The organism is Bacillus mobilis (genome assembly GCF_001884045.1).
Lineage (GTDB): Bacteria > Bacillota > Bacilli > Bacillales > Bacillaceae_G > Bacillus_A > Bacillus_A mobilis.
This window is the reverse complement of sequence record NZ_MACF01000017.1, coordinates 1-14,441: the sequence shown is the minus strand read 5'-3', so window position 1 is coordinate 14,441 and position 14,441 is coordinate 1. Positions and strand designations below refer to the sequence as shown.

The 14,441-nt window shown below is 33.1% G+C and carries 13 protein-coding genes; 2 read left to right on the top strand and 11 right to left on the bottom strand.

Annotated elements, in window-relative coordinates; genetic code table 11:
• Positions 1-160 precede the first annotated feature (160 nt).
• From BAQ44_RS00665 to BAQ44_RS00620, 10 genes are all read right to left on the bottom strand, one after another.
• Positions 161-880: a class I SAM-dependent methyltransferase gene (locus BAQ44_RS00665; RefSeq protein ID WP_071720210.1), complete on the bottom strand. Its 720-nt coding sequence runs from the start codon at positions 878-880 to the stop codon at positions 161-163.
• Positions 881-1,028: 148 nt separating this feature from the next.
• Positions 1,029-2,735 (bottom strand): peptide ABC transporter substrate-binding protein, encoded by a 1,707-nt coding sequence (locus BAQ44_RS00660; protein ID WP_071720208.1) that lies wholly within the window; start codon positions 2,733-2,735, stop codon positions 1,029-1,031.
• Positions 2,736-3,020: 285 nt separating this feature from the next.
• On the bottom strand, positions 3,021-4,727 hold the full coding sequence (locus BAQ44_RS00655; protein ID WP_071720206.1) for a peptide ABC transporter substrate-binding protein: 1,707 nt from the start codon (positions 4,725-4,727) through the stop codon (positions 3,021-3,023).
• A 376-nt stretch (positions 4,728-5,103) separates the two neighbouring features.
• Positions 5,104-6,816, bottom strand: coding sequence for a peptide ABC transporter substrate-binding protein (locus tag BAQ44_RS00650; protein WP_071720204.1), 1,713 nt, complete (start codon positions 6,814-6,816; stop codon positions 5,104-5,106).
• Between the two features lie 347 nt (positions 6,817-7,163).
• A complete protein-coding gene (locus BAQ44_RS00645) occupies positions 7,164-8,201 on the bottom strand; it encodes an LCP family protein (RefSeq protein WP_071720202.1) in 1,038 nt (345 codons plus the stop codon).
• Between the two features lie 17 nt (positions 8,202-8,218).
• Positions 8,219-9,217, bottom strand: a complete 999-nt coding sequence (locus tag BAQ44_RS00640; RefSeq protein ID WP_071720200.1) for an anti-sigma factor — start codon at positions 9,215-9,217, stop codon at positions 8,219-8,221.
• A gap of 12 nt (positions 9,218-9,229) precedes the next feature.
• Positions 9,230-9,763, bottom strand: coding sequence for a sigma-70 family RNA polymerase sigma factor (locus tag BAQ44_RS00635; RefSeq protein WP_071720198.1), 534 nt, complete (start codon positions 9,761-9,763; stop codon positions 9,230-9,232).
• 127 nt (positions 9,764-9,890) lie between these two features.
• Entirely contained in the window at positions 9,891-10,262 is a 372-nt protein-coding gene (locus BAQ44_RS00630) for a VOC family protein (protein WP_071720196.1), read from the bottom strand.
• A gap of 50 nt (positions 10,263-10,312) precedes the next feature.
• On the bottom strand, positions 10,313-11,119 hold the full coding sequence (locus BAQ44_RS00625) for an ABC transporter permease subunit (RefSeq protein ID WP_071720194.1): 807 nt from the start codon (positions 11,117-11,119) through the stop codon (positions 10,313-10,315).
• Positions 11,112-12,005 (bottom strand): ABC transporter ATP-binding protein, encoded by an 894-nt coding sequence (locus BAQ44_RS00620; protein ID WP_071720192.1) that lies wholly within the window; start codon positions 12,003-12,005, stop codon positions 11,112-11,114. The genes BAQ44_RS00625 and BAQ44_RS00620 overlap by 8 nt, the downstream gene beginning before the upstream one ends.
• 155 nt (positions 12,006-12,160) lie before the next feature.
• On the opposite strand from BAQ44_RS00620, the gene BAQ44_RS00615 reads away from it, so the two are divergent.
• Entirely contained in the window at positions 12,161-12,763 is a 603-nt protein-coding gene (locus tag BAQ44_RS00615) for a TetR/AcrR family transcriptional regulator (protein ID WP_249024713.1), read from the top strand.
• A gap of 92 nt (positions 12,764-12,855) precedes the next feature.
• Here BAQ44_RS00615 and BAQ44_RS00610 read toward each other — a convergent pair whose 3' ends face one another.
• Positions 12,856-13,800 (bottom strand): helix-turn-helix transcriptional regulator, encoded by a 945-nt coding sequence (locus BAQ44_RS00610; protein ID WP_071720188.1) that lies wholly within the window; start codon positions 13,798-13,800, stop codon positions 12,856-12,858.
• Between the two features lie 82 nt (positions 13,801-13,882).
• Between BAQ44_RS00610 and BAQ44_RS00605 the strand changes: the two genes are divergently transcribed.
• Positions 13,883-14,326, top strand: coding sequence for a VOC family protein (locus tag BAQ44_RS00605; protein WP_071720186.1), 444 nt, complete (start codon positions 13,883-13,885; stop codon positions 14,324-14,326).
• Positions 14,327-14,441: the final 115 nt, after the last annotated feature.

Genomic DNA, 14,441 nt, shown 5'->3' with positions numbered 1-14,441 from the left:
TGTGGCGGTCGTGGTTGCGGTAATTGCGGCGGCTGGGGAGGCGGCGGTTGTGGATGGGGCGTTGAACTCGGATTTGGTTTCATCTTCGGAATTACATTAGCTGCATTATTTTTCATTTAACATAGTAAAGAGTTGACTAACTTTAGCCAACTCTTTTTATTTATTTTTCACATATAAAAATACGATGACCTAAAATATGTTGGTACATAAGTCGTACATTTTCATGCTGTACCCATGCCGCATATAATTCATTTGGAATATGCGAGGATACATTCCATTCTGGCTCTTCTATATAGCCCGAGATCGTTTCTGCAATTGTACCACCGCCAGCAATTGTAATTCTTTTAAACTTTGCTTTCTGAAATAATTGGACCCATTCATTCTCAGTTAATAGTTCTTTCATCCCGTATAATCGGGCAATTTTTTCTTCCTCACTCTTCTCAATGTGCCTATCAATAATCATTTCAATGACAACAAGCTTGCCATCCTTCTGTAATACACGATAGCACTCCGAGATAACCCTTTCTTTCTCTGTAAAAGCGAGTATCGATTCTCCGAGTACGAACTCAAATGAATTATGCACACAAGGTAATTGCTCTACATTCCCTTCAATTAATTGAATGTCTAGTCCTTCAATTAACCATCTATCTTTCGCCTTTTGAATCATAATCTCATTCTTTTCAACCGCCGTTACTTTATAACCACATTCTTTTGTCATATATGCCGCTGTTTTCCCCGTACCGCACCCTATCTCAAGGACATTCGCTCCAAATCTAAAAGGTAGTTGCGCCAACAATTGTTTTGTTAGCGTAAAGCCACCAGGATGAGCACTTCCTATTCCATAATAAGCTAGGAAATCAATGTAAGTATTTCGTTCCATGGGATTCTCCCTTTTTTATTTTATATATTCGGGGAAGAAATAAAAGTGCATAGAAAAAGCATTTTCAATCGCTCTAATACCGCAACTTGAAAATGCTTTTTCTTTTATCCTGCTATTTTCTGGGCAGCCTAATTAAAGTTTCACTTTATTATTTCTCTTCAATATACGCCCATTTGAAGCTATATTCCGGACTAATATTATGTTTCACAATTCCCTTTATATTTGGTTTCATAACATATGATTTAGCACTTTGGTATAAAGGTACAAGCGCTACATCATCTTCAAGTAACAATTTCTCTGCTTTCCCTAACTCTGTCCAACGTTTTTTTGCATCAGCCATCCATTCTGTCTTACTTTTCGTAATAATGTCATCATATTTTGAATCTGAGTAGCTCATCTGGTTCTGAGAATTTGTCGTTTCAAACATATCAAGATACGTCATTGGATCCGCGTAATCCGGATTCCAGCCACCATATGAAAAATCATAATCTTGGTCTGATTCTAATTTCAGCTTTTGCTTAAATGGTTGCAGTTTAATATTTACTGTCACGCCTTTTAGATTTTTTTCAACTTGATCTTTTACATACTCCCCAACCTTTTTCGCATTACCAGTATCATAATTTAACAGTTCAATTGTTACTTGATCTTTTCCAAGTTCTTTTTTCGCTTCTTCCCAAGCTGCTGCTGCCTTTTTAGTGTCTTGTTTTAAACCATTCTTGAACGTTTCTGCGAAATCTTTACCATCTGGTCCACTCGCTAAACCTTTTGGTACTAAGTAATCCACTGGTTTTGAACCATCATTTAAAATGACATTCGCTAAAGCTTTCTTATCAATTGATAATGCAATTGCTTCACGTAATTTTTTGCTCTTTAACGGTGTATCTTGCCCGCCACGTTTTTGGTTTAGACGTAAGTAAAACGTACTTGTTTCCGAATACGCACCAAACTCTTCTTTATTATTTCTATACTTATCAACAAATTCTCCTGATAAAAGGGCGAAATCAATCGCTCCTGTATCGTATAAATTCACCCGAGTAGCTGGTTCTTTTACTACACTATAGTTGATTTCCTCTAGTTTTACAGTCTTTTTGTCCCAATACTGCTCATTTTTCTTTAATTTCCAGCCTTGCTCATGTTTCCAATCAGTAAGAACGAACGGTCCGTTATATACTGTTGTATCAGACTCTAAACCGAATTTATTCCCTTTTTCTTTTACGAACTTTTCATTTAATGGATAGTATGACGCAAATGCCATTAAGTTCAAGAAATATGGTACTGGTCTTTCTAATTCCACTTCAAGCGTATAATCATCTGTCGCTTTTACACCTAATGTAGCAACTTCTGCTTTTCCTTGATTAATTGTTTCTGCATTTTTAATATAGTAAGCAATAAATGCATACTCAGCAGCTGTTTTTGGATCTACGAGACGTTGCCATGCAAATACGAAATCTTTCGCCGTTACTGGATCACCGTTTGACCATTTTGCATCTTTCCGTAATTTAAATGTATACTTTTTCCCATCCTCGCTTTTCGTGCTAGATTCTGCTACAGCTGGGATTGGCTTATTATCTTTATCAAGGCGATATAAACCTTCCATCGTATTCCCTAAAATTTGTGCGCCAAGTGTATCTGTACTTTTAGAAGTATCCATCGTCGGAATTTCATTCGTTTCTGTACGATTTAGCACTTGCTTCGCTGCATATTTTATATCAGATTTCTTCTCTTCCCCGCCATTATTAGACGTTGTAGTCGATTTCTTCTCCCCACTAGATCCAGAAGAACATGCTGTTAACGCCATACTCATTGCTAAAACTGGCACTACAACTGCCGTTAGTTTTTTCATTTTTTTCTTCATTCTTGTACCCTCCCCAATTATATGTACGAAACTAACTTTGAGAGATTTTCTATGAACTTAGTTATTAATACTTTTTCACCAATTAACATCTTGGTAATTATCCTCATTTTTGAAGTTTCCATTATTTTATTTTCATAGTAACTATGTATTTTACTATTACTACTATACGGATTCTCCCCCATCTACTATATGTCAGTACTACTTTTCTTATTCTTCTCTATTTAATTGAATAGAAAAAGAGCGTGTTAAAAGTGAATTATTTACTTTTAAACACGCTCTTTTTTACTATTTTCCTTCCGTTACATAAGCCCACTTAAAGCTATATTCTGGACTGATGTTATGTTTCACAATTCCTTTTACATTCGGCTTCATTACATACGCTCTTCCTGTTTGGTATAAAGGAACTAATCCTGCATCTTCTTCAAGGAATAATTTTTCTGCTTTCCCTAAAGCTTCCCAACGCTTCTTCGGATCTGACAATAATTCATTACCCGCTTGTTTAACCATTTCATCATATTTTGGATTCGAATAACTCATTTGGTTATATGGGCTCTTCGATTCAAACATATCAATAAATGTCATTGGATCTGAATAATCTGGGCTCCAACCTGCAAACGAAACTTCATAATCTTGTGCTGACTCTAACTTTAGTTTTTGTTTGAACGGCTGAATTTTCGTATTAACCGTTACACCTTTTAAGTTTTTCTCAATTTGATCTTTAAAGTAGTCAGCGATTTTCTTCGCAGTTCCATCATCATAGCTTAGTAATTCGATTGTAACTTGGTCTTTTCCAAGTTCTTTTTTCGCTTCATCCCAAGCTGCTGCACCTTTTTTCGGATCATATTTTAGACCGTTTTTAAATGTATCTTGGTAATCTTTACCGTCTGGTCCAGTCGCAAGTCCTTTTGGTACTAATTGATCTGTTGCTTTTGAACCGTTATTTAAAATAACAGTTGCTAATCCTTTTTTATCAATTGATAATGCAATCGCTTCACGAAGTTTTTTGCTCTTTAACGGTGTATCTTGTCCGTTACGTTTTTGATTTAAACGTAAGAAGAATGTACTCGCTTCTGAATACTCACCGTACTCCTCTTTGTTCGATTTATATTTATCAACGAATTCTCCTGATAATAATGTGAAATCAATTGATCCTGTATCATATAAGTTTACTTTCGTCGCAACTTCTTTTACTACACTGTAGTTAATTTCTTCTAATTTTACAGTCTTATTATCCCAGTACTTATCATTTTTCTTTAGCTGCCATCCTTGTTCATGTTTCCATGAAGCCATCACAAACGGTCCATTATACAACGTTGTATCTGCTTCTAAACCGAACTTATCTCCTTTTTCTTTTACGAATTTCTCATTTAAAGGATAGTATGACGGAAATGCTAGTAAATTTAAGAAATATGGTACTGGCTTTTCTAATTCTACTTCTAGCGTATAATCATCTACCGCTTTTGCTCCTAAATCTGTTAGAGGTTTTTCACCTTTATTAATTGCTTCTGCATTTTTAATATAGAAAGCAATAAACGCATATTCTGCAGCTGTATTTTTATCGAGTAAGCGCTGCCAACCGTATACGAAATCTTTCGCTGTTACAGGGTCACCATTCGACCATTTTGCATCTTTACGTAATTTGAATGTATATTTTTTACCATCCTCGCTTTTCGTACTAGATTCTGCAGCAGCAGGAATTGGCTTATTATCTTTATCAAGACGATATAATCCTTCCATCGTGTTTCCTAAAACTTGTGCCCCTAGCGTATCAGTAGATTTAGATGTATCCATCGTCGGAATCTCTTGATTCTCTGTACGATTTAATACTTGTTTTGCTGCGTATTTAATTTCAGATTTTTTCTCTTCCCCACCACCACTAGACGTCGTAGTTGTTTTCTTCTCCCCACCAGATCCAGAACACGCTGTCAACGCCATACTCATCGCTAAAACTGGCGCTACAACCGCCGTGAACTTTTTCATCTTTTTCTTCATTTTTGTACCCTCCCCAATTATATGTACGAAACTAATTTTGATAGATTTTCTAATAATTAGTTATCAGAAAATTCTTATTAATTAATATTCTACTAATTTTTCAGATTTTGTAAAGTTATTTTTAAAATATTCTAAAAATTATTTTTTTGTGATAATAACAATTGTTTTTTTACCATTATCACTATACAAATCCTTCCTTATATCTATCGGTTTATTTACATTTCACCCCAAAATAAAAGAGCATTCCAAAAGTAAATAGTCTACTTTTGAAATGCTCTATCATTTTATCTTACTATTGTGGACGATGAGATTCTCACTACAAAATAAGCTAAGAAACTTTTATAAATCCACCTAAATCTAGTATTACTGTTTAAAATTATTTCCCATCTTTTTCAGTCATGTATGCCCACTTGAAGCTATATTCTGGGCTAATGTTATGGTGAACGATGCCTTTTGCGTTTGGTTTTTGAACGTATGCATCACCACGTTGGTATAAAGGTACAAGCGCTACATCTTGCTCAAGAAGTAATTTCTCAGCTTTTCCTAGCTCTTCCCAACGTTTCTTCGCGTCACCCATTAATTCTCCGCCAGCTTTTTTGATCATATCATCATATTTTGAATCGGCGAAGCTCATTTGGTTATGAGAATGATTAGACTGGAACATATCTAAGAATGTCATTGGATCAGCGTAGTCAGGCCCCCAACCAGCATATGATAAATCATAGTCTTGCTCTGTCTCTAATTTCAGCTTTTGTTTGAATGGCTGAAGCTTAATATTAACAGTTACACCTTTTAAGTTCTTCTCAATTTGATCTTTTACATATTCTCCAACTTTTTTCGCATTACCAGTGTCATAGTTTAATAGCTCAATTGTAACTTGGTCTTTCCCAAGCTCTTTTTTCGCTTCATCCCATGCAGCTGCTGCTTTTTTCGCATCTGGTTTAATACCATTTTTAAATGTTTCTTGGAAATCTTTACCATCTGGTCCAGTTGCTAATCCTTTCGGTACTAAGAAGTCCGCAGGCTTAGATCCATCATTTAAAATAACGTTTGATAAATTCTTTTTATCGATTGATAATGCGATTGCTTCACGTAATTTTTGGCTCTTTAACGGTGTATCTTGTCCACCACGTTTTTGGTTCATACGTAAGAAGTAAGTACTTACTTGTGAGTATGTGCCAAATTCTTCTTTATTATTTCTATACTTGTCAACGAATTCACCTGATAATAGCGCGAAATCAATTGCATTTGTATCATATAAGTTTACTCTTGTAGCTACTTCTTTTACTACACTATAGTTAATTTCATCTAGTTTTACAGTCTTTTTATCCCAATATTGATCGTTTTTCTTTAGTTTCCAGCCTTGCTCGTGCTTCCAATCAGTAAGAACGAACGGTCCGTTATATACTGTTGTATCAGACTCTAAACCGTATTTATCCCCTTTTTCTTTTACGAACTTCTCATTTAATGGATAGTACGATGGGAATGCTACTAAGTTTAAGAAGTATGGTACTGCTTGTTCTAATTCAACTTCAAAAGTAAGGTCATCTACTGCCTTTACTCCTAGTTCTGTTACTGGTTTTTCCCCTTTATTAACGGCTTCTGCATTTTTAATTGGGAATGCAATAAATGCATACTCAGCAGCTGTTTTTGGATCTAATAGACGTTGCCAAGCATATACGAAATCTTTCGCTGTTACAGGATCACCATTTGACCATTTTGCATCTTTACGTAATTTGAATGTATATTTTTTACCATCCTCACTCTTCGTGCTTGACTCTGCCGCAGCTGGGATTGGTTTGTTATCTTTATCTAATCGATATAAACCTTCCATTGTGTTCCCTAAAATTTGAGAACCTAATGTATCAGTATTTTTAGAAGTATCCATTGTCGGAATCTCATTTGTTTCAGTACGATTTAGTACTTGTTTCGCTGCTAATTTTTCTTCTGATTTGCTATCTCCGCCAGAGCTAGAATTTGTGCTTGTCTTCTTATCTCCGCCTGATGTAGAACATGCTGTCAATGCCATACTCATTGCTAAAACTGGTGCTACAACTGCTGTTAATTTTTTGATTTTTTTCTTTTTCACTTTCTGTACCCTCCCTAATTCTTAACGCTCTCATTTAAGAATTTTCTGATAATTCTGTTTTTCTTTATATATTTATCAGAAGATTCTTATTAACTATTATTCTACTAATTTTTTGAGTTTTGTAAAGTGTTATTATTGAAAATTTTTAAAAAATTATTTTTTTACAGTAATATTCATAAAAATTCCATAATCTTTCGAAACACTATATCTCATTGAATTCTATGTATTGATTTAATAGCCTTTATATCCCTCCACTATAAAACACTTGTAAATTATTGTTAATAAATAATGTATATCGTAACAAACCTCTTTTCTACAAAAATAAAAAAGCAGACATTATGCCTGCTTCAATTCTCTTCAATCTGCTTTTCACTTAATCCTAGATGTGTTCTAAGCGTATTACTCAAACTCTGTAGATCTTTTTTATTAGGATTATAATAATATACACGTTGCCCATTTGGACCGTTAGGTAAATATAAATCGTCACCAGCTAATTGTATTTTTTCAACTGAACCGTTTAAACCGTACTTATAAAATGATAAAATATCATCCATTACTAAGTTTGTTTTAAAATCACCGTCAACCGCCTCAACCATTTTTTCTAGTTTCGTAATCGAACCTACACTTTTTAATTTACTTAACATCGCTTCAATAACAAGCTGTTGACGCTGACCTCTCATTGCATCACTGTCAATATGACGCGTTCTTGCCAGTGCAAGTGCTTCTTCCCCTGTTAATTTTTGTAGTCCTTTTTTCAAATGAATTGCATCAGGCTCATCTTTACTATTTTGCTCCGTAAATTCAACTGGGACATTTACTTCAATCCCATCTAATCCATCAACAATTTTAGTAAATGCATTAAAATTGAACTTCACAAAATAATCAACAGGTACTTGTAACAATTTTTCTACCGCTTCCACTGAAGCTTGCGGCCCTCCATCTTTACCATTTTTAACGAAACCACTACCATATGCATGTGTTATTTTATCTTTTTTCTTTTCAACTGGAACATATGTATATGTATCACGTGGTATGCTCGTTAATTTCACTGTCTTATCATCTTTATTAAAAGTAGCTAACAGTAGTGCATCTGTATGAAAAGCACCATTATACTCCTTTTGTCGTTCTTGATTTTCATCAATTCCCATAATTAAAAGTGAAACATTATTTGCAATTGGTTTTACGGCGTTCTCACGTAAATTTGATTTTTCACCACGCGCTAAATGTAAACTAGACTTTTGTACGAGATTAGAAGTTTTCATATATACATAAGCACCATATCCCACTCCGCCAAATAGTAATACTACTAACAATACACTTATTATCATTGTCTTTTTATATTGTCTTTTATTTTTCTTTTCTCTTGAAGAAGAGGTATTCTCCATATAGTTCCCTCCATTTTCTATTCATCTAATATATTTTTCAATTTTTCATACTTAGCGCTATTCTTTTGAAACACATTCTCTTTCAACCCTTTGTTTATTTGTATCCATTCAGTCGTAATCGAATATTGAATCATACCTTCGTGGAAACTAAGGAACTTTAGCATAATCCCCGTATTTTTCTCTACAACCATTTCAAATTTCCCTTTTAAATCTTCAGATGTACTTACAGGCATTTCTATGTTTATTATCCCTTCTATTTTGTAGCAATCCATTCCAAGATACTTCGTTTCTTTATAATTCCAATCTTTATATCGAATTAATAGATCAGCAAATTCTGATTGAATACTATACTTAGCAAATCCCACATATTCATCATCATATCTTTTTTTCTCGCCTGATTTTCTCAATAACCTTTCTGTGGGATTTAATTTTAATAGTTCATAGTTTTTTTCTTTCGGGCTCCATTTCGTCTCTTTATATGTATACTTCTCATCATCAAATTCTTTTTTCTTGCCCTCGTTATATATAATTGTTCGTTTTTTCGCTAGTTTATCTTCTTTCGAAGAGATACCACTTTGTCGCTCCGTATCAATCGCATATTTGTATGTTGTAGCAATTCTTGACGAGCTAGAATATTCCTCAAATTGTCCTGAAATATTTTTAAAATGATCAATAGAATCCAGCATCTTTTCATGAATTTTTTCTTTATCTGGATAATTTACGTTCGATTTTATTTCCTCTTCATTTTCATAATCAGAAAACGCCTTTTTCTTTACATATTCAAATACTCCACCATTTTGAGCGAAAATTTGAGCAGAAAACTCCGACATAGACACAACTGAAAGTGTTAGAACCGCAGCACTTATAGCCATCATATAAACTCTGTAACTTTTCTTTTTAACCGGAAGATTATGTAGTGTACGATTAATCTTTTCATTTAACTCTGGCGGTACTATCACATTCTCATCTTTTATTCTCTTTTTTAATTTCTCATCAAATAATTTTTCTTTATCCATCCTATACACCCCCTATTCCATCTTTAATTGTTTTTGCAGTTGTTCCCTCGCACGTGATAATCTCGATTTCACTGTTCCTTTTGGTATTTCTAAAAGCTTCGCTATACTCTCTTGATTCATATCTTCATAATAATAAAGAACCGTAACCGCTCTTAATTCTTCATGTAACGATTGAATCGCATTACACAAATCTATATCTTCATACTGATCACACGCACTCATATTGTAATCATTCTCTTCTGTCACAATTACCTTTTTATACGCTCTAATAATATTGTTACACTCATTCATTAAAATTCGAATTAACCACGTTTGAAAAAACTCTTCTTTTTTTAATTTTTTTATATTTTCATAGGCTTTTAAAATTGTTGCCTGTATCGCATCCTCTATATTTGTCTCATCACGTAACATAGCCTTTGCAATGCGATACATCTTCACTTTTTCTGTATGTATAAGCGCCATAAACGCTTCATGATTACCTTTTTTCGCTAAAGAAACATCGGTTTCTTCTTTTACAATCATTTTATATAAAGGGATCACTTTCACAATTGCTCCTCCTGTTTCATCCTCACTTCAAATTTTACTTTACATGTATTAGACGGATGAGCCTAGAAAAAGGTTCATTTTTTTGAATATTTTCACAAAAAAAGGTAAACATTCTTCATGTTTACCTTTACTCAGATGTAATTCTAAGGAAATATCCATCTGGATCCGTAACTTTAAATCCCCTCATCTCCCACGGATACGTTTGAATTTCTTCTTGTATTGTGCACCGCTTCTCTTTACAACGTTCATATACTTCTTCAATCCGATTGACAACAATAATTAGTTCAAAGCCATTCCCCTTCATTTCTTTTCGATTGTAAAAATAGTGATTTTCATTCAATCTTGAATCACTGACTAGCAATAAAGAAAACTGGTCGTGATTAAAACGTGCTGCATGCATATCTTTTTTATACAACTGTAAACCAATTACTTCTTCATAGAACAATAATGACTTCTCAACATCATTTACATATAACTGAACCCGGAACAAATGATTCATTCGCTTCCTCCTCATCAAAAAAAGCCCACTTTCTCAGTGGACTTTCTACTTTACAACGGTAAATCCCTCTTTCTAAACACTGCAATTGCTACTATGAAAATACAAAGGGCTCCAGCAGTTAAACCTATACTCACTGGCCATATATTATACGTTCCCTCCGCAATTTCTTTCGGACGAAATAGCGTAAATAATGATATATTTCTCACCCACTCTAACTTATCGCTTAATTTACCTACCATATCCGTTACGAAGAATAAAATAGTTAAACTCGCTGAGTAGCTAAGTGCCTTTCTTTCGTCATTACATATACAAGAAAAGAAAAATGAATAAGCACTAACGACTAAAAATATGAGCCCTCCGACTACATTTATCTTCAGGAATAATTCTTTATTTAAATTATTATCTTCTAAAAACCATTCTGCACCTACTATACCCGCTACATACGTAACAGTTACAATAATCAGTAGTCCCAACATAAGAATAACCGCTTGTGTGATTGCAATTTGCACTCTAGATACAGGTGTTGCTAGCAAGTATGCCATCGCTCCTTTATCTACATGACGAGCAATTAAATGTGTTGCAACTGTTACACAAAAAATTGTTAATATGATAATAAACAATAAACTATAATATTCACCAGCTAAAAAATCCATTACGTTTTGAATCGGACTTTCCATGCCAACAATTTTTTTCACACTATCAGGCATAGCACTTATTAATTCATTTAACCCTTTTGCCGATACCATTGAAGGGAATATCCAAATTAACAACCATAAATATAGAGCTGCACCAATTGCATAACTCAAAATACTTTTTTGTGTTTCTTTCAAACTAGCTAAGAACAATTGCTTATTCATGCTTTACCCCTTCTTTCTTATCGTAATAATGCATAAATAAATGTTCTAAATCCATTGCTCTCGTTTGAAGTGCCGTTACATTATAGTTTGAAAGTGTTTGTAAAACAGCTTGATAGTTTCCTTGTACAATAATCGATGCTTCTCTTCCTTTCACCGCTTCAAATTGCAAATTGCATTGCGCCAGAGATTCAATCTCTTCTTGCGATGATACAGTTATATCTATTACCTGTCGTCTCATACTTTGTAAATCATGAATATTTTCAACCGTTACAAGGCGACCATCTTTAATAATCGCTACTCGATCACACGTACGCTCAATTTCAGTGAAAATATGCGACGACATAAGAATTGTTTTTCCTCTTTGTTTTTCCTCTACTATTAAATCTATAAATACTTGCTGCATAAGTGGATCGAGCCCTGATGTCGGTTCATCTAAAATTAACACTTCTGGATCATGCATAAAAGCAGCAACAATCCCTACTTTTTGCTTCATTCCTTTAGACATTTTTCGAATCGGCGTTTTCACATCAAATTGCAGACGTTCTATTAATTCATCTCTTCTTTTCGTATCCTTAAGCCCACGCATTCCTTGCATTAACTTTAAAAACTCTAATCCGTTCATTCCTTCAATAAAAGAGATTTCTCCTGGTAAATAGCCAACTTCTCTTTGAATTTTCGCTGCTTCATTCCAACAATCTAATCCAAAAATTGTCGCTTTACCATCTGTCGGTTTTATAAATCCCATTAAATTACGAATCGTTGTGGATTTCCCGGCACCATTTGGTCCTAAGTAACCGAATACTTCTCCTTCTTTTACATCAAATGTAATATGAAACAAACCTTTTCCATTTGAAAACTGTTTTGTGACATTTTGAACTGAAATCATAATTCCACCTCATTTTTTGAAATATTAAATATGTGATATTTCAAAATCATTGTACTCCTCACCTTTCATATTCGCAACAACTTTTTGAAATATTTATATGTACATATTTCAAAATTATTGTTTTCCAATATTTTTTCTTGTATATTTTAATTGAGGTGATTGCATTGAACGGCTTTGAAAAAGTGAAAGAAAAGAAAAAACGTGCCATTAAAGAGGCCGCCTTCTCATTATTTTCAGAACGTGGATTTAATGAAGTTAAAATAGAACATATTGCAAAAAAAGCAAACGTTTCTCAAGTTACCATTTATAATCATTTCGGAAGTAAAGATGCGTTATTTCGAGAGCTTATACAAGAATTTATTATATCTGAATTTCAATATTATAAAGATCTTGCAGCGGAAAAATTACCTTTTCATGATATGATGCAAAAAATGATTGTAAGAAAAATGAATACTGGTGGGTTATTTCAGCCAGATATGTTACTACAAATGATGCAAAGAGATGAAGAGCTCCGAGAGTTTATTTATAGTTATCAAAACGAAAAAATCCTACCTTGGTATTTAGAAATATTAGAACAAGCACAGCAAAAAAATGAAATTAACCCTCATCTTACTAAAGAAATGATGTTATTATACATTCAAATGTTCACTAAATTAGGTGATGATTTCGGAGCACAGCTTCTTGAAGGAAATCGCGAAAAACATATACAAGATATCGTTACGATGTTCTTTTATGGACTATCCGTCCCAGAAAAATAATGTTTCTAAAGAACAAATAACATCACAAAAAAGCCCTTTAGATATTTAAATCTCAAGGGCTTTTTCATGTCAAAAAATGATTAAAACTAACTTTATCTTAAAGAAGTTAAATGCTGCTTTATAGATAATACCTTATTATAGATTAGCTCCTTTAGCATGACAGGCTGAATGGAGATAATCGTTTCTCCGAAATTTAGAAAATAGTTCGATATAAAATCAACTTCTTGCTTATTAAAATAGCCTGTTATCATGTAATTTTCATTTTCTTTTTGTATCTTCATGGAAGGATAATTCTCTTTATCAAAAATGTCTTTTCCTTTTTGATTAACAATAATAATAAAATCAGTTGCATCAGGCTTTCTGTGAAAAGTAGTAAGATAACTTAACAATTCTTCCAGAGTTTTTAAATTCATATTATTTGTTTCCTCAATAGAAAGAATTTTATCACATCTAATGATTTGAACATGATTTGTCTCAAAATTTAAGATTTTAGCATACCACTGGCCAAATTTAGATTCGATTCGAATAAATTGAGCTACCATTACTTTCTCCACATCTTTTTTTAAATATGTTAAATGATAAACTCGCTCAGCAAAAATCCCCTGTAAAATTTCTTTTAAGAACGGACTAAAATTGCTATGATTTGTTACCTCAAAGGAAAGCGTTCGCTCCATAATCGAAATATTTTTACTCACATTATCCGGTAGTACATGTTTAAATTTATTTTCAAGTGCAATACTTTCTATATTAAATGGTTTTGTCTTGTATCCATTTAATGTGAGAATCGAAAAGTATAACGCATACATTTCATCCACACTAAAATAAATTGGCGATAACACACTATTTTCTATAATTTTATAACTTCCATTTCTACCTAATTCAGAATATAATGGTACACCTATTTCTTCCAATGATTGAATATCTCGTAAAGCTGTACTTTTAGAAATAGCATATCTAACCATTAAATCCTTTAAATTAAAATGCCTTTTATTATTTAAGAAAATAAGCATATCATTAATTCGTTCCGTTTTTTTCATATTTCCCTCCCGAAAGGTGTCATGTATTGAAACCTTTTTAGTCTATATTATAATTATTAACTAATAAAGGAGTTGTATATGTATGACACTAGAAATAGCTATTTTTCTTTCAATGAATGGGCAAGCAAAAGAGGCAATTAATTTTTATACACGCAATTTAGAAGCTAAGCAGTTAATGATTGTTACGTATGAAGAACTGGCGAAAAGAGATCGCTCTTTTAAAATTACAAATGAAAATAAAGATCATATTGCTCACTCTGTTTTACAAATTGGGAATACAAAGCTAATGATAGCAGAAGATACAATGAACCCTAAGGAATGTTATAACGCTGGAAATAACATTTCACTTTGCATTCAAAGCGCTAATTTAGAAGAAATAAAAAGATTTTATAATAATTTAATTTCCGATAAGAACGTGAAGGTAATCTCTCCACTAGAAAAAAATATATTTAGTGAAGCATATGGAATTATTGAAGATCCTTACGGCATACAAATTCAGCTAATGTATGACAAACGATTAAGCTAAATAATTAGTCATATTCACATTTTCCTAATAAAAAAGACACCCATATGTTAAATATATATAACCATTATTAAACATTAAAATATAAAGCTTGTATCGACGATTACCTGGTAATTTT

What these genes read in the sequence shown, in the direction of transcription:
- BAQ44_RS00665 (WP_071720210.1), bottom strand. Translation starts at nt 880, where the DNA reads ATGGAACGAAATACTTACATTGATTTCCTAGCTTATTATGGAATAGGA.
- BAQ44_RS00660 (WP_071720208.1), bottom strand. Translation starts at nt 2,735, where the DNA reads ATGAAGAAAAAAATGAAAAAACTAACGGCAGTTGTAGTGCCAGTTTTA.
- BAQ44_RS00655 (WP_071720206.1), bottom strand. Translation starts at nt 4,727, where the DNA reads ATGAAGAAAAAGATGAAAAAGTTCACGGCGGTTGTAGCGCCAGTTTTA.
- BAQ44_RS00645 (WP_071720202.1), bottom strand. Translation starts at nt 8,201, where the DNA reads ATGGAGAATACCTCTTCTTCAAGAGAAAAGAAAAATAAAAGACAATAT.
- BAQ44_RS00640 (WP_071720200.1), bottom strand. Translation starts at nt 9,217, where the DNA reads ATGGATAAAGAAAAATTATTTGATGAGAAATTAAAAAAGAGAATAAAA.
- BAQ44_RS00630 (WP_071720196.1), bottom strand. Translation starts at nt 10,262, where the DNA reads ATGAATCATTTGTTCCGGGTTCAGTTATATGTAAATGATGTTGAGAAG.
- BAQ44_RS00625 (WP_071720194.1), bottom strand. Translation starts at nt 11,119, where the DNA reads ATGAATAAGCAATTGTTCTTAGCTAGTTTGAAAGAAACACAAAAAAGT.
- BAQ44_RS00620 (WP_071720192.1), bottom strand. Translation starts at nt 12,005, where the DNA reads ATGATTTCAGTTCAAAATGTCACAAAACAGTTTTCAAATGGAAAAGGT.
- BAQ44_RS00610 (WP_071720188.1), bottom strand. Translation starts at nt 13,800, where the DNA reads ATGAAAAAAACGGAACGAATTAATGATATGCTTATTTTCTTAAATAAT.
- BAQ44_RS00605 (WP_071720186.1), top strand. Translation starts at nt 13,883, where the DNA reads ATGACACTAGAAATAGCTATTTTTCTTTCAATGAATGGGCAAGCAAAA.